Source organism: Streptomyces sp. NBC_01241, from assembly GCF_041435435.1.
Taxonomy (GTDB): domain Bacteria; phylum Actinomycetota; class Actinomycetes; order Streptomycetales; family Streptomycetaceae; genus Streptomyces.
Window position 1 is genome coordinate 7,622,641 of record NZ_CP108494.1, and the last position, 18,068, is coordinate 7,640,708.

Sequence of the window (18,068 nt, forward strand, 5' to 3'; positions counted from 1 at the left end):
GGTTCGTGCGATTGGCGCACTAGGGTCCGTGGTTGTGAAGCTGGTGGTGCGGGTCAAGCTGCTGCCGACGCCCGCGCAGGCGTCGGTGCTTGAGGCGACCCTGACTGCCTGCAACGAGGCCGCGACCTGGGCCGCGCAGGTGGCGTTCGACGAGGGTGTCTGCAAGAACCTGCCGCTGCGCAGGCTGACGTACCGGGAGATCAAGGCCCGGTGGGGTCTTGGGGCGCAGGCCGCCCAGCATGCGATCAAGAAGACCTGCGATGCCTACACCACCCTGGCGGCGAAGCTCCGTAACGGCCGTTACGGCAGGCCCTGCTCGAAGCGTCATTCCCGGGCTTCGGGCAAGCCGGTCGTCTTCCGGGCCCAGGCGGCCCAGCCGTACGACGACCGGATGCTGTCCTGGCAGCACGAGGCGCGTACGGTGTCGATCTGGACCACCGGCGGGCGTATGAAGAACGTGGCCTTCACCGGAATGGCAGACCAGTTGGAGGTCCTGGCCCGGCACCGGCAGGGCGAGTCCGACCTGCTGTGTGAGGGCGGGCAGTGGTATCTGCTCGCGACCTGCGAGATCCCCGAGGCCGAACCGAACGCGCACCCGGTCTCCTTCATCGGGGTGGATCTCGGGATCGTGAACATCGCCGCCACGAGTGACGGTGCCAAGTACTCCGGGCGCCGGATCAACCGCAGGCGGGCCAAGGACCGGGCTCTGCGTTCCAAGCTGCAGAAGAAGGGCACGAAGTCCGCGAAGCGGCGGGCGAAGAAGTGCACGGGTCGCGAGGCCCGCCGCAACAAGGACATCAACCACAAAATTGCGAAGCGGATCGTGGCGGAGGCTGCACGCACCGGTCGCGGGATCGCCCTGGAGGACCTGGGCGGTATCCGGGAGCGGGTCCGGCTGAGAAAGCCCCAACGCACCACGCTCCACTCCTGGCCGTTCGCCCAGCTCGGCGCGTTCATCGGCTACAAGGCCCGGCGGGCCGGGGTGCCGGTGGTGTATGTCGATGCGGCGTACACCAGCCAGGAATGCTCGCAGTGTCATCACGTCGAACGCGGCAACCGGCCTTCCCAGGCCGTGTTTGCCTGCCGGTCCTGTGGCTTCGTTGAGCACGCGGACCACAACTCGTCCCACAACATCGCCCACCGAGGGTGGTACGTGTGGGTCTGCGGGGTCGAGTCAACGGCCCCTGCCCTCACGCTGATCGCGTGAGAGCTGGACGCAGCCGGACCCATCGAAGCCATCGATGACCCGAGCAGCAAACCCTGGACTCCGGTCCCGGGTCGTTGACGTACCTCACCTCGGCGTCCTTGCCCTTCGCCGTCCACAGCGCGTCCAGCTCGGTGTCGGTCGCCATGCCCGGTATCAGCGAATCGTCACCCCGGGGCGTCGGCCACCACGGTCCGTACGGCCACGGGGTGCGCGGGTGTCAGGGTCCGGTCGACGGCCGCGGTGTGGGTGCTCCGGTGGTGCGCGGCCGAACCCGGGAACGCGATCGAACAGCACGAGACCATGGCGAGCAGGACGAACAGCAGGCCGAGAACGGCCGAGGCGTGGGCGCCCTGCCGTCGTCGGTGCGTCCGATCGCTCAGCGTGTTCATCGCCGCCATCGTACGTGGTGTGTGAAGTTTCAACGAGGGTTGGGAGCCACGGATGTGCGGAACGGGGCCTCCGTTGTCGGAGCCGCAAGATAGTGTGCCCCGGTGACAACGCACTCGAACGTATCTGCGGGCTGGTATCCGGATCCGCACGGCGCGCCCCAGCTGCTGCGCTACTGGGACGGTTCCCAGTGGACCGAGCACACCAACCCGGCCGCCGGGCAGCAGCCCCAGGCCGCGGCCCAGGCGAGCCCCGCGCAGGCCCAGGCACCCGCGCAGGTGCCGCCGCAGCAGGCCGCCCCGCACCATCAGCAGGCCGCCCACCAGCAGGCGGCGGTCCCCTCCCGGCAGGGTGGGGTTCCCGGGCAGGGCGGTGCTCCCGGCGCCGGTTCGCTCTTCAACCAGCAGGTCCTGGTCGTGAACCAGAAGGCCAAGCTGATCGAGGTGACGAACGAGTACAGCGTCTTCGACCAGCACGGCAACACCATCGGCTCGGTCGTCCAGGTCGGCCAGAGCGCCCTGCGCAAGGTGCTGCGTTTCCTCACCAGCATCGACCAGTACCTGACCCACCGCCTGGAGATCCGGGACGCCTACGGTCAGCCGCAGCTCCTGCTGACCCGCCCGGCGAAGTTCATCAAGTCCAAGGTCATCGTGCAGCGCCCCGACGGGCAGCCGGTCGGCGAGATCGTCCAGCAGAACGCCATCGGCAAGATCAACTTCGCGATCATGGCCGACGGCCGGCAGATCGGCGCGATCAAGGCGGAGAACTGGCGTGCCTGGAACTTCGCGATCGTCGACCACAACGACGCCGAGATAGCCCGGATCACCAAGACCTGGGAAGGCCTCGCGAAGACGCTGTTCACCACGGCGGACAACTATGTGCTGCAGATCCACTACCAGTTGCCCGAGCCGCTGCTGAGTCTCGTCGTGGCCACGGCCCTGACGGTGGACACCGCCCTCAAGCAGGACGCCCGCGGCCTCGGCTGAGGGACGGGCGCGCGCCTGGTGGGGGCGGGCGGGTACGCGTCTGATGGAGACGGGCTCGGGTACCCGCCTGATGGGCGGGTGCGCCCGGTACCTCGTCATGTGCGTGCTCCCTTGCATGATCTGCCGCGCAAGGGAGGCGGACGGGGCAGGCGGACGGACCTGAAAGGGGTTCGCCGCCGTGCGATGATGCGCCCATGCCGTACCTGGTGCCGCCCCTCATCCCGCCGGGGCGTCTCGCGGACTCCGCCCAACCGGCTCTTGCTGTCACCGACGACCTGCTTCTGCGGCCGTGGCGGTGCGAGGACGCACCGACAATCGTCGCTGCCTTCTCCGATCCGGCGATCCAGCACTGGCATCTGCGCCGGGCCGAAACCGAGGACGAGGCGCGCGACTGGATCGAGCAGTGGCAGGACGCCTGGTACAGCGAGACCGGCGCCCACTGGGCCGTCGTACGTCCCGAGGGAGCGAGCAACGGGACCGGGGAGGTGCTCGGCCGGGTCTCGCTCCGTTCCCTGGTGCCGGCGATCGGCCTGGCGGAATGCTCCTATTGGGTACTGCCGGCCGCCCGCGGACGGGGCGTGGCGCCCCGGGCCGTGTCGGCGCTCGCACGCTGGGCCTTCGATGAGATCGGGTTCGAGCGGCTCGAACTCGCGCACTCCGTGCGGAACGAGGCGTCCTGCCGGGTGGCGGGCAAGACGGGCTTCGCCCTGGAGGGCACCCGGCGCCACTCCCATCTGCACGCCGACGGCTGGCACGACATGCATCTGCACGCCAGGCTCCGCGGGGACGACGCGAACGGCTGACCGCGACGGAGGCGGTGCCGGCCGTTCGCGTCGTCCCCGTGGAGTGGCGCCGTTCAGTCCCGTTCGACGTCCACCTCGGTGAGCCGCGCATACCGCTCGGGGTCGGTGCGGCGGATGCGCAGGGCCACCACGAACCCGGCCACGAGCACCACAGGCAGCGGCACCAGCAGCGCCGCATTGACCGCACCCGTGCGCCCGGTGAGCAGATCGAAGTGGAGCGTCGCGAGCACCGACAGGACCGCGAGACCCGCGAAGGCGATCAGCGGTGCGACCGCGACCCGCCAGACCGACATGCCGCACCGGTCACGGCGGAAGAAGAAACAGACGGCGAGCGCTGCCAGCGCCTGCATGATCATGATGCCGAGGACGCCGGTGCTGTTGGTCCACAGGAAGATCTCGAAGTACGGATCCGCGCCGATCAGCGCACCGCCCACCACGATCACAAGGCCGAAGACGGTCTGTGTGACGACTGCTGTCACCGGTGAGCCCTGCCGGGGCGACACCCGGCCCAGCCGGCGCGGCAGCAGGCCCTCGCGGCCCAGAGCGTAGAGGTAGCGGGCCGCGGCATTGTGGAAGGCGAGGGTGGCGGCGAACGCGCTGACCACGATCAGCACATGCATGGAGTCGGCGAGCCACCGGCCGACGAACTGGTCGGCCGCGTGGAACGTCAACTGCGGGCCGTCCGACGACCGGGCCATCGTGACCGATTCCTCGGTGCCGAAGCTGCCCATCAGGATCCACACCCCGGCGGCGTAGAACAGCGCCAGGAATCCGATCGCGACGAAGGTGGCGCGAGGCACCGTGCGCTCCGGGCTGCGGGCCTCCTCGGCGTAGATCGCGGTCGCCTCGAAGCCCGTGAACGCGCCGATGACCAGGACGAACATCCCGGCCATGCCGCCGGAGGAGGCCAGTACGGACGGATCGAAGGACGTGATGTCCAGGGCGTCGGTGCCCCGGTCCGCCAGCACCCCGACATCCATCACCAGCAGCACCAGGACCTCCAGGACCAGCGCAACCCCCAGCACCTTCGCGCTCAGTGTGACCCGCAGCCAGCCCAGCACCCCGGTGCCCAGTACGCAGAGGGTCGACAGCGGCCACCAGGGCAGTTCCGCACCGGTGAGATCGCTCAGGGTCGTCGAGGCGAAGTAGCCGAACCCGGCGGCGACACCGGGGGCGACGAGGTTGTACGAGAGCGTCGCCAGGTAGGCGGTGGCGACGCCGAGCGTCCGCCCGAGGCCCCGGGCGACGTACGCGTAGAAGGCTCCGGCGTTGCGTACATAGCGGCTCATCGCGGTGAACCCGGCGGCGAACAGCACCAGCAGTGCACCGGAGACGAGATAGCCGAGCGGGGTGCCCGGACCGCCGATGCCGATGGCGAACGGCGCGACACCGGCCAGCACGGTGAGCGGCGCGGCCGCCGCCACGACGAAGAAGACCAGATCGAAGGTGCCGATCTGCCCCTTGGCGAGGCGCCCCGCCGAACCGCCGGACGGCGGGGCGCTATCCGGGAGGTCGGAGGAGGGGGAGGCGGCCGGCGGGACGGCCGTCGAGGGTTGCGTCATCGGTGGTTCCTCAGGTGCGAACGGGCGGCTGGACGCCGAAGCCGATGCCTGCATCAGGCATGGGTCAGTGGAAAAGACCAGTTCAGGGCGGCCGGATTGGGCGCGGCGCTCAAGCTATCTGGTATACCGAATACCAAGCAAGGGTCTACGGAACCTTTCCGGAATCTGCGATGATCACGGCACGGCAGCCGGAAGAGACCGGCTCCGACGGGCAGGGAGCGAGTCCATGAGCAGCAGCCGAACCGCCGGCCTCACCGCCACCATCGGTGCGGCACATCAGTCGCTGCGCGACCAGGTCTATGTGGAACTGCGCGAGAGGATCATCGACGGCCGCTACCCCTCCGGGCACCGGGTCGTCGAACGGGAACTCGCGGACGAGCTGGGGGTGTCCCGTATCCCCGTACGGGAAGCCATCCAGCGACTGGAGACCGAGGGATTCATCGCTGCGCTGGCACGGAAGGGCGCGTTCGTCGCCCCGCTCGGCCCGGTCGAGGCCGCGGACTTCTTCGACATCCGGGAACACCTGGAGGCGCTGGCGGCCTCGCTGGCCGCCCGGCGCGCCGACCGGGACGGCCTGCGCACCCTGGAAAGACTCCTGAACCGCGCCCGCCGCGTCGCGGACTCCTCCCGCCGGACCCGCGAACTGAGCTCGGTCCATGCAGACTTCCATCAGCAGATCGTCGTCATGTCCGGCAATCCGCTGCTCCAGGGCCTGATGGCGCCGCTCGACGGCCGGTTGCGCCGGCTCTTCAGCCTCACCTCCGAGCCGGGCGACGCTCCCGTGATGTGCGGTGAGCACGAACTGCTCTACGAGGCGATCAGGAGCGGCGACGCGGAGGCGGCGGAGCAGATCGCCCGCCGTCATGTGGCCGGAACGCGCGAGACCGCGATGCAGATGCTCGCCGCCGCCACCGATGAACCCACGGATCCCGATCCCCAGCACCGGCCCTGACCAAGGCGCCCATCCCGCGCACGACGTCGCGCACCACATAAGGAGACCCCGCCCCATGGCGACGCCCGCCCCCGCCTGCCCCCATGTCCTGTTCACCGCCGTCCGGTCCCTCGACGGGCGCACCTGTGACCTGCTGGTCTCCGACGGCCGGATCGCCGCGTACGACCCGGCGGAGCTGCCCGACGGCTGCCTGACCGTGGACGCCGCGGGAGCCCTCGCCCTGCCCTCGCCCGTCGACGCGCACATCCACCCCGACAAGTCGACCTGGGGCGGGCCCTGGCTGAGCCGCGAACCCGCCGGGACGCTCCGTGACCTGATCGAGGGCGATGTCCGGGCCAGGACAGCCTTCACGACTCCGGTGGAGGAGCGGGCAGGGGCACTCATGGACCGGGCCATCGCCCGTGGCACCCGCGCCATGCGGGCCCATGTGGATGTCGCCCCCGTCCACGGCCTCTCCGGGGTGCACGGGGTGCGGGCGGCGGCCGATGCCCGCAAGGACCTCCTCGACGTCCAGATCGTCGCCTTCCCCCAGCTCGGGCTATTGAGCGAGCCCGGCACCGCCGACCTCATGGAGCAGGCCCTGTCCGAGGGGGCCGACGTCGTCGGCGGCCTCGACCCGATCGGCATCGACGACGACATGGACGGCCAGTTGGACTTCGTGTTCGGGCTGGCCGCCCGCAAGCGCGTACCGGTCGACATCCACCTGCACGATGGCGGGCCCGCCGGCCTGCGCCAGGTCACCGAGATCGCCCGGCGTACCGTCGCTGCCGGGATGCAGGGACGCGTCACCCTCGGCCACGCCTTCGCCGTGGCCGAGCTCGGGGGCGACGAACGCGACGCCATGGCGGCGCGGTTGGCCGGCGCCGGCGTCTCCCTGGTCACCTGTGCCCTGGGCGGTGACCCGGTCCTGGACCCCGCACGGCTCACCCCGCATGGCGTGCGGGTGGCCGTCGGCTCGGACGGCGTGCGCGATGCCTGGACGCCGTTCGGTGACGGCGACATGCTCGCCCGGGCCCATCTGCTCGCCTACCGCACGGATGCCCGCACCGATGCCGAACTCGCCGCCTGCTACGAGGCGGTGGCCCAGGGCGGCGCCTCCCTGCTCGGTCTGCCCGCCTCCCGGTTGGAGACCGGAGACCCGGCCGACTTCGTTCTGGTAGCCGCCGGTTCGCTGCCCGAGGCAGTCGTGGACCGCCCGATTCCGTCCATGGTCGTACGGGCCGGCCGGGTCATCGCCCGCGGGGGCCGGCTGATCTAGTGCCGCGACCGGCAATGTTTGCCCGGAAGGAGCGTCGTCCAGTGCGTGCGATCGCAAGGCGGCCGGAAGTCCTTGGACGGCGTCTCCCCTGCTTGAACGAAGTCGAGAGCTTGGGGAAGGAGCTACCAGGGCTTTTGGCCAACGCAGAAGGGGGTCCCCCTGGCCCTCAAGGCCTTGGGGGAGTGCGTGCTGGGCGGCGCGACGGGGCAAAGCTTGCCGGGAGGGGCACTAGCCAGGGCCTCTCGTTCGCACCGTGCCGCACGAAAGACCCCAGGGTCCACCGGGCCGGTCAGCCGCGGTCGAGGGCGCGGTCGGTGAGGGAACCCGCGCAGCCGGTGTAGCGGGCGGGATCGGCCAGTTCGGACAGATCGAGACCGGCGAGTTCGGGTTCCTCGTCCAGCACGTCGGCGAGGACGTCGGCCAGATCCGTGGTCTCCGCGCGGGCCCGGGCGGCGGCGTTCACCAGAACCTCCTTGGCACGCTTGCGGCCGATCCGCTCGGCGAACACGGCGGCCAGCCGCTCCGCGACGATCAGCCCGTCGGTGAGCTGGAGATTCTCCCGCATGGCGTACGGGACGACCCGCAGCCCGTCGGTGAGTTCGGCCGCCGCGTACGCGGCCCCGCCGACGAGCCGCAGCAGCTCGCGCAGCGGCTCCCATTCCGCGTGCCACGCCCCGGCCGGCCGCTCGTCCTCGGCGACGAGCGAGCCGTACAGCGTCGCCGCCAGGCCCGGAGCGCGGCGAGCGGCCGCCACGATGAGGGTGGCACGCACCGGGTTGGCCTTCTGCGGAATGGTGGACGAGCCACCGCCCTGCCCCTCGGTCACCTCGCCGATCTCGGTACGGGACAGGGTGAGCACGTCGGCCGCCAGCTTGCCGAGCGCACCGGCCGTGAAGGCGAGCGCGCCCGCCAGGTCCGCGATCGGGGTCCGCAGGTTGTGCCACGGCAACAGCGGTTCGGCCAGGCCGAGTTCGTTCGCGAATGCCTGGAGCAGGGGCAGCCCAGGTCCGTCGTCCTCGGCGGCAACGGTGCCGGACGCTTCGGCGCCGGCATCGGCTGCGCCCACGGGCGTGAAGGCGCCGAAGACGGCCAACGTGCCTGCCGCGCCACCGAGTTGTGCGGGAAGCGACTCCCGTACGGCGGACAGGCGGTCCCGTGCGTCGAGGATCAGCGCACGCCACCCCGCCGCCTTCAGCCCGAAGGTGGTCGGCACGGCGTGCTGGGTGAGCGTACGGCCGGCCATCGGGGTGTTGCGGTGGGCGACGGCCAGCCGGGCCACCGCGTCCGCGGCCCGCACCAGATCGTCGAGCACCGGGGCCAGGGTCCGCGCGGCGACCAGCATGGCGGCCGTATCGAGGATGTCCTGGCTGGTGGCGCCCCGGTGCACGTACGGGACGACATCGGGCTCCACCGCGGCGGCCAGGTCGGCGACCAGCGGAATGACCGGATTGCCGTCCGTACGGGCGCGCAGCGCCAGGCTCCGTACCTCGAACCGGCTCGCGTCGGCCGCCGCCGCGGTCACCGCCCGCCCGGCCCCGGCGGGCGCGAGCCCGCAGCCGGCCTGGGCGCGGGTGAGCGCGGCCTCGGCGTCGAGCATCGCCTGCAGAAAGGCGCGGTCGCTGGTGGCCGCCTCGGCGGGGGTGCCGGCCCGCCCGGGGGCGAGCAGTCCGGCATCGCTCTCGTACATCAGCTGAACTCCAGGAAGACCGTTCGCCGTTCCCGCCGACAGGCGGATGCCGAACCGATGGATACGCGGGGTCCGTGCGTGCCGGGCGGCGCGACGGGGCAATGCTCGCCGGGAGGGGCGCAGGAGGGTGCTGAAGATCTCGGCCGGATCAGCGAGCGGCGTCCGGTGCGTGCAGCTGCAAGGCGCCGAAGCGGCCTCAGATGGGGCCTCCCCTGCTCGAACGCAGTTGAGAGCTTGGGGAAGGAGCTATCAGGTCGTTTTGGCAACGCCGCAGATGTGCGTGCCAGGCGTCGGGAGCCCGGCCAAGATCTTCAGCACCCTCCTAGCCTTCGTCGCCCGCCCGGTGGATGCCGAACGCCGCGCCCTGCGGGTCCCGGATCACCGCGATCCGCGGCCCGACCGGAACGTCCGTCGGCGGCATCAGCAGCTCGCCGCCCGCCCCCTGCGCGGTGGCCGCCGCCGCGTCGACGTCCGGCACGGCGAAGTAGGGCAGCCAGCTCGGCTGCGCCTCCGGCGGGAACCTGTCGTCCATGATCAGCAGGCCGCCGAAGTCCTCGCCGGCCACGCCCCACTGCGGATACCTCCCGGAAGGGGCGTTCACCGTCCATCCGAAGACCGCGGGATAGAAAGCGAGCGCCGAGTCGGCCTGTCGGGTGACGAGTTCGACCCAGCCGAGCGCGCCCGGGGCGTTCAGCAGCTCGGCACCGGCGAAGGCGCGCCCCTGCCACAACGAGAACACCGCGCCCGACGGATCCGCGACCACCGCGAACCTGCCCTGGTCGAACACGTCCATCGGGCCGACCAGCAGCGAGCCGCCCGCCGACCTCACCTTTTCGACCGTGGCGTCGGTGTCCTCGGTCGCGAACGCAATCGTCCAGGCGGGTGGCTGTCCCGGCTGGTAGAGGGGGCTGAGCGCGGCCACGCGCGCGTCCGCGAGGTGCGCCATGGTGTAGCCGCCCGCCTCCTCGCGCGGGTCGGTCTCGGGGCGCCACCCGAAGAGTGCCGCGTAGAACGACTTGGCCGCGGGGATGTCGGGGGTACTCAGCTCGACCCAGCAGGGACCGCCGGGCACCGGTGCGGTGAGCTTCATTCGGTTTCCTCCATGGACGGGCGGATGCGTGGACGGGCCGATGGGCGGACGGCCGGATACGTGGACGTACCGATGCGTGACTCTCTGTCCTTGTGTCTGAACGCTATTGCTTCGCGGAGAGGTCAGCCATCGGTGTCGTGCGGCAGGGGCGCCGGAAGGAGGGTGATGTTTTACAGGTGTAATACCTGCTAAAGTGTTTGGGTGAGTGATACAACCATCCGGTCCCGTCGGGCCTCCGTCCGCAGACTCCCGCTGGCGGCCCCCCTGCGCCTCGCCCGGCCCTCGGACATGTGGTTCAAACCGGCGCTGAGCGTGGTCGTCGCCACCGCCGTACCGGATCTGGTGCTGTTCGCCATGGACCGACTGGACCTCGTGATGTACACGATGGCCGGTTCGCTCTGTGCGCTGTACGGCCACAACCTCCCGTACGCCCGCCGGGCCCGCGCCGTCGCCGGAGTCGTCGTCTCCATGGTCATCGGCCTGGCGATATCCCTGGTCGCGGCCTCGCTCACCGGATCGACCGCCGTGCTGATCGCGGTGGGCGCACTCCTCGCGGCCGGACAGAAGGTGCTCTGCGACGCCACCCGCATCGGCCCGCCCGGACCATTGATCTTCACGTTCATCACCTCGGCCGCGCTCTTCGCCCCGCAGCACCTCGGGCAGGTCCCGGGCCACCTCGCGCTGACCCTGGCCGCGGGCGCGGTCTCCTGGCTGGTCGCGGTCGGCCCCGCGGCGATCCGCAGGGAGGGCCCCGAGCGCCGGGCGACCGCCCGCGCACTCGACGCGGCCGCGGCATACGTCACTGCACCCGGCCACCGCACCCGGCATGCCGCGGTCGCCGCCGTGCACGCGGCCTGGCAGGCCCTGCTCGCCGCCGGACGCCCCACCCCCGTACGCCGGGCGCTCGAACGCCTCGTCGTCCACGCCGAAGCCGTCCTCGCCGGCGGCGTCCTCGGCGACTTCCCGGGCGGCCCCCTCTCCGCCGCCGCCCCCACCACGGCCGTCGATCCGGACCGGCTGCGCGCCTGGGCCGGGCAGACCCGTGCCCGCGGACCCGTCCCCACCGCGCCGACCGCCCCGGGTGCGGCGGAGCAACTGTTCGGCACCGAGGCCGAACGGGCCGCCCGGCGCACCGAAGGCCGCCGCGACGCCCGCCGCACACTGCTGCGCAGCCTCGCCCCGGGCTCCCCGCTACTGCCCATCGGCGCCCGCGCGCTCATCGGCTGCGCCCTCGCCGGATACGTCTCCCAGGCGGCCGGTGTCGGCCGCCCCTACTGGGCGATCGTCACCGCGGCCTCTCTCTACCAGGCCAATGTGACCCTGACCTGGAACCGAGCCCTCCAGCGGACCCTCGGAAATCTGCTCGGCGTCCTCGTCTTCGCCGCCGTCCTCCCGGTCAGCCGCACCGGCCCCCTGGCCCTCATCGGCTTCTGCCTGCTCTTCGGCTTCGCGGCCGAGGCCCTGATCACCCGCAACTACTGGCTCGGCTCCATCGCCGTCACCCCGATGGCCCTGCTGGTCCTGGAATTCGGCGGCACCCAACCGGCCGGTGAGCTCATCGGAGACCGGGTCCTGGACACCGTGATCGGCGCCGCGGTGGGCCTGCTTGCCGCCGTGCTGGTGACGAACCGCCGGGCCACCGGTCACCTGGAGAAGGCCCTCACCGCCACCGATCGGGCGCGTGCCCACGCCGTGCACGCGCTGGCCGCCCCGCAGCCCACGCCCGCCGCCCTCGACGCCGCCCGTCGCAGGCTGACCGGTTCGCTCGTCGAGCTGCGCGAAGCCCATGACACCGCGGCGGGCGAATGGTGGCAGCGCGCCCGTCCCCAGGAGCAGGTCCTTGCAGCCGAGCAGGCCGGACACCGTACGCTCGCGGCGACAGCAAAGCGGCAGGGGCTGATCGCCCCCGCCCAGGAGAACGGAGCGGTGTGACCGACGACATCGTCGCCTCGGTGGTACGGCAGTGGCAGGCCGTCAACCCGGAGCTGGACACCGGACCGATGGAACTCATCGGCCGCATCAACCGCTGCGCGGCCCTGCTCCAGCAGGCGGAGGACGCCCCGTTGCGCGCCGCCGGCCTGACCCGCGCCGAGTTCGACCTGCTCGGCGCGGTACGCCGTACCGACCGCGAGCTCACCCCCGGCGAGCTGGCCAGGGAGACGTTCTCCTCCGGTGCCGCCGTCACCAAGCGCCTGCGGGTCCTTCAGGAACGGGGCCTCGTCGAGCGCCGCAGCGACGTCCGCGACCGGCGCGTCGCCCATGTCCGCCTCACCGAGGAGGGACGCGAGATGGTCGATCGGCTGCTGCCGCGCCAGCTGGCGTACGAACGCACGGTGCTGTCCGGTCTCGACGAGCAGGCCCGCAGCCGACTCAGCGCTCAGCTCAGCGAGTTGCTGGTGCAGTTGGAGGGGCGTATCGGCGGTGCCGGACGCTGAACCGGTGACCGGTGCCGAACCGGGGGCCGGGCGGCCCCGGCGAAAAATCCCGCGCGACATCGGTACGTCGCTGCTAACGTTCCCCGCATGAAGCGCGCTGCCATGACGACGACGCCGGAGAGTGTCCCGGCGCGCTGACAGCTGTTCAGTCCGAAGCCCCGGGGCGAGTGCCCCGGGGCTTCGCCCTGCGGTCACCCGCCCGACGACCGCGAGGAGACCGCCATGCACGACCACCGCAAGCTCGGCCGCGAGCTGGACCTGTTCGACACCGATCCGCTGATCGGCGCCGGGCTGCCGTACTGGTTGCCCGACGGTGCTGTCGTACGGCACACCCTGGAGGAGTACATCCGCACCGCCGAGCGGCGGGCGGGCTACCGGCACGTGTACTCACCGGTGGTCGGCAAGCGGGAGCTGTACGAGATCTCCGGGCACTGGTCGCACTACAGCGACGACATGTTCCCGCCGATGGAGGTGGGCGGGGAGCAGGTCGTGCTCCGGCCCAGTCTGTGTCCGCACCACGCGCTCATGTACCGCTCCCGCTCCCACAGCTATCGCGAACTTCCCTTGCGCATGGCCGAGTTGGGAGGCATGTACCGCTCCGAACTCTCCGGGGTGCTCGGCGGACTGACCCGGGTGAGGGCCATCCAGCTGAATGACGCGCACATCTTCTGCACCCTGGACCAGGCCGCCGAGGAGGCACGGGACGCGCTGGAACTGATCCGCCGGGCGTACGGGGCACTGGGCATCGGCCCGGCCCGCTACCGGCTCTCCCTCCCGGGACCCGGCGGGAAGTATGTCGCCGCCCCCGAACTGTGGCAGCGGTCCACCGCCCTGCTGACTGACGTCCTCGACCGCTCCGGACTGCCCTACGAGGCGGCCGAGGGGGAAGCCGCTTTCTACGGCCCCAAGATCGATGTCCAGCTCGTCGACAGCGCCGGCCGGGAGTTCACCCTCTCCACCATTCAGGTCGACTTCCACCAGCCGGCCCGGTTCGACCTGCACTACATCGGTGCGGACGGCGCGAAACACCGGCCGGTGATGATCCACCGCAGCATCATCGGCAGCGTGGAGCGCGCCGTCGCCCACCTCATCGAGGAGCACGGCGGGGCCTTCCCTGCCTGGCTCGCCCCCACCCAGCTGGCGATTCTCCCGGTCTCCGAAGCCGAACTGCCGGACGCCGAGGCGTTCGCCAGGCGCTGCACCGCCCTCGGGCTGCGGGCCGAGATCGCCGGACCGGAACGCGGCACCCTGGGAGCCCGCATCCGGGAAGCCCGCCTGGTGCCCTACCAGGCCGTCATCGGTGCCAGGGAAGCCGCCGACGACCAGGTCGCCCTGCGCCTGCGCGACGGACGCCGGCACGACCCGCGGCCCGCCGATGAGGTCCTCGCCCGCATCACCACCCTCATCGACGCCCACAGCACCGACCTCTGGAACTAGGAGGGCCCGGCCGGCATCAGGCCGGGCCGAACAAGGCGGCCGACCGGCGCAGTTCGCCGACCAGGCGGGCGAGCGCCGCGTCGTCGCCGCGGTCGGCGGGTACCGAGGCCATCAGGGCGAGCCGGTCCCGGCGGCTCGACGCGGCCGGCGCAACGGCCACGGCGTGCAGGCCCGGGACCGACTCCCCGCGGCTGAGGGCGTATCCGCGGGAGCGGATCGCGTCGAGCTCCGCGAACAGTGCGGACCGTGAGGTGAGGGTGTTCGGCGTGACCTCGGGAAGTTCCTCCTGCGGATAGAGGGCGTGGAGTTCTTCCGATGTCATCCCGGAGAGCAACATTTTGCCGCCGGCGGTGGCGTGGGCGGGGTGCGTACGGCCCCTCTCCGGCATCACCCGGACCGGGTGCGGCGACTCGCGGCCGTCGGTGACCAGGATCCGGTCGCCGATGAGCGCCGCGCTCTGCACCGTCTCGCCGGTGCGCCGTAGCGCGTCGTCCAGTACGGCTCCGAGCTGTTCGCGGACGGCCGTGCCGAAGCCCGCCGGACGCCCGAGCCGCTCCAGCTCCGGACCTGCCGAGTAGCCACGCCCGGAGGATTCCCGGACCGCGAAGCCGCGTCCTTCGAGGGTGCTGAGTACCCGGTGGGCGGTGGACCGCCCGATGGAGAGCAGCCCGGCCGCCTCGGAGACGGTCAGCGTGTCATGCGTCAGGAACAGCCGCAGCAGCCGCAGTCCGGTGTCCAGCGACTCGATGGTGTAGCCGCGCGCCGGCCCCGTACCGCTCGAATCCTCCGTGCCTCCTGCGCCGGCCGTATCTTCCGCACTGCCCGCACTGCCCGCACTGCCCGCACCGTCGGCACCGCCCGCACCGCCCGTCGCTGTGGCGACCTTGCCGTACATCCGTCCTTCGGTCATCAATGCGCTCCTTTCGATCCGCTTCGATCACATGTGCGCGCGTCCCTCCTTGTGGGACGGCTGTCATGGCGCAGGGGCCAACTCTCGGAATGACCGCGAAAGTGTCCCGCACTGCGGGACGACAGGTGTCCCGGATTGCGGATGTCCCTTGACCGTCACTTTCTGTGCACGCGTGAAGGCGGTGCGTGCAAAAACTCGTGAGTGTATTACCGCGTGAGCGCTCGCGCAGGGGGTTGGGTGAATGTGCCGAAGCCCTGATTCGATCTGACTAAGCTCACGCGCAGCGAAGTCGAGTTGCGACGAATTCGAGCGCTTGTTCCTGGATGTCCTGCAAGCGCGTTTACCTCCCGAATCAACCGCCAGAGGTTTTAGATGGTTCGTGTTGAATCACCGCCGATCGAACGAGAAATCCCGGTCGTCCGCGCCATGTTGCTGCCCGTGCTTCTGATGGGCGGCGCAACCGCCGCCGGGGTGGCGCTGGTTTCCGCGGCCGCGCGGATACCAGTTGTCTGGTGCGGCGCGCTCGCCACCGTCGTGGTCACCGCACTCACCGTTCGACTCGCCCGCCGGACACGCGATATGCGCGCCCAGCGCGCAGCGTACGAACGGCGCTTCGCCGACCTGGAACGGCGCATCGCCACCCACGACGACGAGACCGTGCGGATCAGCAAGGAGCTCCTGCCGGCCGCCATTCACCGGCTACGGGTCGGCAATTCACCCGAAGAGGTGCTCCGGGACGTCGTCGACGCGGACGAGGCGTACCGCGACCTCCCCGACGCCCAACGCACCCTCGTCTACACGGTGCTGAACATCATCGACAACGAAGAGGCGATGCGCGACTCCGCGCAGCGCGCCTTCGTCAACGTCGCCCGGCGCGTCCAGGCGATCGTCCACCGCCAGGCGAGTGAACTGCGGGAGATGGAGGAGCACCACGGGCGCAACCCCGACGTCTTCGACGACCTGCTCCGCATCGACCACGGCACCGCGCTGATCGGCCGTCTCGCCGACTCCATCGCGGTTCTCGGCGGTGCCCGTCCCAGCCGCCAGTGGCCCAAGCCCGTACCGTTGTTCAGCGTGCTGCGCGGCGCCATGTCGCGCATCCTGGAGTACCCGCGGATCGATCTGCACTCGATCGCCAAGGTCGCCGTCATCGGCACGGCCGTCGAGCCGCTCATCCACGCCTGTGCCGAACTCCTCGACAACGCCACGCGCTACTCGCCGCCGCAGACCCGGGTGCACGTCACCGCCGTCGAGGTGCAGACCGGCATCGCCATCGAGATCGAGGACGGCGGCGTCTCGCTCAGCGAGGAGGCCCGGTCACGGGCCGAGAACATGCTCGCCCGGGCCCAGGCCGGCTCCAACATGAACGACCTCGGCGAGTCCCCCCGGCTCGGCATGGCCGTCGTCGGACGGCTCGCGCGGATGTACGACCTCCAGGTCTCGCTGCGGCAGTCCGCCTACGGCGGTGTCCGCGCCGTGCTCATCGTGCCCCGCGCGATGATCACCACCGGCCCCGCTCCCGGTATCGCCCACGGCATCGGCGCCACGTCGAGGCCCACCAGCGACATCGACCAGGAGGCGATGAAGCACGTCGTGCCGCCCCGCCGCAAGCCCCGCCCCGTGGCCCAGCGCCCCGCCACCGGACCCGTCGCACCCGTCGCACCCGTCACCCGGCCTGTGCTCCCCGCGACCACCATGGAGGACGACGTCCCCGTGGTGACCGAGTGGACCGCCGGAGGGCTCCCGCAACGCCGCAGCCGCGGCCGCGCCCCCCTGGGCTCGCACAACCTCCCCGCACAGCCCGTCAACCCCACCGCAGGACAGCGCAACGGCCACGCCAACGGCCACGGCGGGACCGACAGCGGCAGGGAACAGCCCCCCGGACTCTGGCTGGAGGCCTTCACCAACGCCGTCAACGGCGTGCCGCAGGACCCGAAGACCGACGAAGACTCTGACGATTCCTGGGACAAGGGAGACCTGAAGTGATCCAGCAGCGGGGAAATATGGACTGGATGCTCAAGGAACTGGCCGACGACGTGCCCGACATTCACCAGATCGTGGTGCTCTCCGCCGACGGCCTGCGCATCGCCCGGCACGGCGGCGATCCCGATGTCGCCGACCGCCTCGCGGCGGCCTGCGCCGGACTGCAGAGCCTGGCCGCCGCCGTCGCCTCCGAAATCCCTTGCAGCGACGGCCTGATGCGCCTGGTCGTCATCGAAGTCACCGGCGGATTCTTCTACTTGATGGCGGCTGGAACGGGCGCCTACCTGGCCGTGCTGGCCGGTGAGACGGTCGACGCGGGGCTCGTCGGGTCACGGATGCGCGACATGGTCGTCAGGATCGGCGCCCACCTGACGAGCCCTCCGCGCCATGACGGGCAGGCCGGATGAATTCTCCCCGACGAGAATGCCGAGAGGCCGATCCGGCACTGAGCGATCCGGAACGGCTGTACGTGATCACCGGCGATCCCGACGGCAGCGAGCGGGCGCCGCTCGACCTGGTCACGATGGTCGTCGCGAAGGCCCGGCCGACGCCGACGGTCCAGCCCGAGCAGGCCGTGATCCTGCGGCTCTGCCAGGCGCCCTTATCCGTTGCCGAGATCTCGGCGTACCTCGGTCTGCCCTTCAGCGTGGTGACATCGCTCCTCACGGAACTCCTCGCGGCCGACCTCATCGAATCGCGCGCGCCCATCGTCCGCGCCACCCTCCCGGACAGGTCCCTTCTCGAAGCGGTGATGCATGGACTTCAGAAGCTCTGACACGATCACCGGCCCCCGGCGCGAGGACGTCCTTCCCACCACGGCGACCGCCGCGGTGAAGGTCGTGATCGTCGGCGGGTTCGGGGTCGGCAAGACGACCATGGTCGGATCCGTCAGCGAGATCCGGCCACTGACCACCGAAGAGACCATGACCCAGGCCGGTGTCGGCGTGGACGACAACTTCGGGGTGGAGAGCAAGACCGCCACCACCGTCGCCATGGACTTCGGCCGGATCTCCATCAGTGAGGAACTGATCCTCTATCTGTTCGGCACCCCGGGCCAGGAAAGGTTCTGGTTCCTGTGGAACGGCCTGTTCGAAGGCGCCCTCGGCGCGGTGGTCCTCATCGACACCCGCCGCCTCGAAGTCAGCTTCGACGTCATCGGACGGCTGGAGGAACGCGGCGTCCCGTTCGTCGTCGCCGTCAACACCTTCCCCGACGCCCCGAAACACCCGGTCGAGGCGCTGCGCAGCGCCCTCGACCTTCCCGAAGAGGTTCCGTTGATCGACTGCGACGCCCGGCTGCGCGCCTCCAGCCGCGACGTACTGATGACGCTGATGCGCTATCTGCACAGTCTGGCCCTCCCGTTCGCCTGAC

At 70.9% G+C, this 18,068-nt stretch carries 17 protein-coding genes; 12 read left to right on the plus strand and 5 right to left on the minus strand.

Annotation, left to right across the window (positions count from 1 at the left end):
- Nucleotides 1-34: 34 nt before the first annotated feature.
- Nucleotides 35-1,207 (plus strand): RNA-guided endonuclease InsQ/TnpB family protein, encoded by a 1,173-nt coding sequence (locus tag OG306_RS34620; RefSeq protein ID WP_371666292.1) that lies wholly within the window; start codon nt 35-37, stop codon nt 1,205-1,207.
- Between the two features lie 164 nt (nt 1,208-1,371).
- Here OG306_RS34620 and OG306_RS34625 read toward each other — a convergent pair whose 3' ends face one another.
- Complete coding sequence (locus tag OG306_RS34625) at nt 1,372-1,596, minus strand: hypothetical protein (RefSeq protein ID WP_266750209.1); 225 nt, start codon at nt 1,594-1,596, stop codon at nt 1,372-1,374.
- 102 nt (nt 1,597-1,698) lie between these two features.
- Between OG306_RS34625 and OG306_RS34630 the strand changes: the two genes are divergently transcribed.
- Both OG306_RS34630 and OG306_RS34635 read left to right on the plus strand, forming a co-directional pair.
- Nucleotides 1,699-2,580 carry a phospholipid scramblase-related protein gene (locus OG306_RS34630; RefSeq protein WP_266750211.1) on the plus strand — a complete coding sequence of 294 codons (882 nt, stop codon included), beginning with the start codon at nt 1,699-1,701 and terminating at the stop codon, nt 2,578-2,580.
- A gap of 194 nt (nt 2,581-2,774) precedes the next feature.
- Nucleotides 2,775-3,383, plus strand: coding sequence for a GNAT family N-acetyltransferase (locus tag OG306_RS34635; protein WP_266750213.1), 609 nt, complete (start codon nt 2,775-2,777; stop codon nt 3,381-3,383).
- Nucleotides 3,384-3,436: 53 nt separating this feature from the next.
- Here the strand turns inward: OG306_RS34635 and OG306_RS34640 are convergent, their stop codons facing one another.
- Nucleotides 3,437-4,945, minus strand: a complete 1,509-nt coding sequence (locus OG306_RS34640; RefSeq protein WP_266750215.1) for an APC family permease — start codon at nt 4,943-4,945, stop codon at nt 3,437-3,439.
- 226 nt (nt 4,946-5,171) lie between these two features.
- Between OG306_RS34640 and OG306_RS34645 the strand changes: the two genes are divergently transcribed.
- Complete coding sequence (locus OG306_RS34645; RefSeq protein ID WP_266750216.1) at nt 5,172-5,897, plus strand: GntR family transcriptional regulator; 726 nt, start codon at nt 5,172-5,174, stop codon at nt 5,895-5,897.
- Between the two features lie 55 nt (nt 5,898-5,952).
- Entirely contained in the window at nt 5,953-7,155 is a 1,203-nt protein-coding gene (locus OG306_RS34650) for an amidohydrolase (RefSeq protein WP_266750218.1), read from the plus strand.
- Nucleotides 7,156-7,444: 289 nt separating this feature from the next.
- Here OG306_RS34650 and pcaB read toward each other — a convergent pair whose 3' ends face one another.
- Together pcaB and OG306_RS34660 are read right to left on the minus strand one after the other, a co-directional pair.
- Nucleotides 7,445-8,842, minus strand: a complete 1,398-nt coding sequence (gene pcaB / locus OG306_RS34655) for a 3-carboxy-cis,cis-muconate cycloisomerase (protein WP_266750219.1) — start codon at nt 8,840-8,842, stop codon at nt 7,445-7,447.
- Between the two features lie 322 nt (nt 8,843-9,164).
- Nucleotides 9,165-9,932 carry a VOC family protein gene (locus OG306_RS34660; protein ID WP_266750221.1) on the minus strand — a complete coding sequence of 256 codons (768 nt, stop codon included), beginning with the start codon at nt 9,930-9,932 and terminating at the stop codon, nt 9,165-9,167.
- Nucleotides 9,933-10,133: 201 nt separating this feature from the next.
- Here OG306_RS34660 and OG306_RS34665 point away from each other — a divergent pair, with 201 nt between their 5' ends.
- From OG306_RS34665 to thrS, 3 genes are all read left to right on the plus strand, one after another.
- Nucleotides 10,134-11,864: an FUSC family protein gene (locus OG306_RS34665; RefSeq protein WP_266750223.1), complete on the plus strand. Its 1,731-nt coding sequence runs from the start codon at nt 10,134-10,136 to the stop codon at nt 11,862-11,864.
- Nucleotides 11,861-12,367, plus strand: a complete 507-nt coding sequence (locus OG306_RS34670; RefSeq protein ID WP_266750225.1) for a MarR family winged helix-turn-helix transcriptional regulator — start codon at nt 11,861-11,863, stop codon at nt 12,365-12,367. The genes OG306_RS34665 and OG306_RS34670 overlap by 4 nt, the downstream gene beginning before the upstream one ends.
- Nucleotides 12,368-12,589: 222 nt before the next feature.
- Complete coding sequence (gene thrS / locus OG306_RS34675; protein WP_266750227.1) at nt 12,590-13,804, plus strand: threonine--tRNA ligase; 1,215 nt, start codon at nt 12,590-12,592, stop codon at nt 13,802-13,804.
- 16 nt (nt 13,805-13,820) lie between these two features.
- Here the strand turns inward: thrS and OG306_RS34680 are convergent, their stop codons facing one another.
- Nucleotides 13,821-14,714, minus strand: a complete 894-nt coding sequence (locus tag OG306_RS34680) for an IclR family transcriptional regulator (protein ID WP_266750228.1) — start codon at nt 14,712-14,714, stop codon at nt 13,821-13,823.
- A gap of 372 nt (nt 14,715-15,086) precedes the next feature.
- Between OG306_RS34680 and OG306_RS34685 the strand changes: the two genes are divergently transcribed.
- Genes OG306_RS34685 through OG306_RS34700 form a run of 4 tightly spaced genes read left to right on the plus strand, consistent with a single transcriptional unit; the run spans nt 15,087 to nt 18,067 of the window.
- Entirely contained in the window at nt 15,087-16,700 is a 1,614-nt protein-coding gene (locus OG306_RS34685) for a sensor histidine kinase (protein WP_266750229.1), read from the plus strand.
- The gene (locus tag OG306_RS34690) at nt 16,697-17,104 is read left to right on the plus strand and encodes a roadblock/LC7 domain-containing protein (RefSeq protein WP_266750231.1); all 408 of its coding nucleotides are present in this window, start codon (nt 16,697-16,699) and stop codon (nt 17,102-17,104) included. The genes OG306_RS34685 and OG306_RS34690 overlap by 4 nt, the downstream gene beginning before the upstream one ends.
- Nucleotides 17,101-17,472, plus strand: a complete 372-nt coding sequence (locus OG306_RS34695) for a DUF742 domain-containing protein (protein ID WP_371666055.1) — start codon at nt 17,101-17,103, stop codon at nt 17,470-17,472. The genes OG306_RS34690 and OG306_RS34695 overlap by 4 nt, the downstream gene beginning before the upstream one ends.
- The gene (locus OG306_RS34700) at nt 17,453-18,067 is read left to right on the plus strand and encodes a GTP-binding protein (RefSeq protein WP_371666056.1); all 615 of its coding nucleotides are present in this window, start codon (nt 17,453-17,455) and stop codon (nt 18,065-18,067) included. The genes OG306_RS34695 and OG306_RS34700 overlap by 20 nt, the downstream gene beginning before the upstream one ends.
- Nucleotide 18,068: the final 1 nt, after the last annotated feature.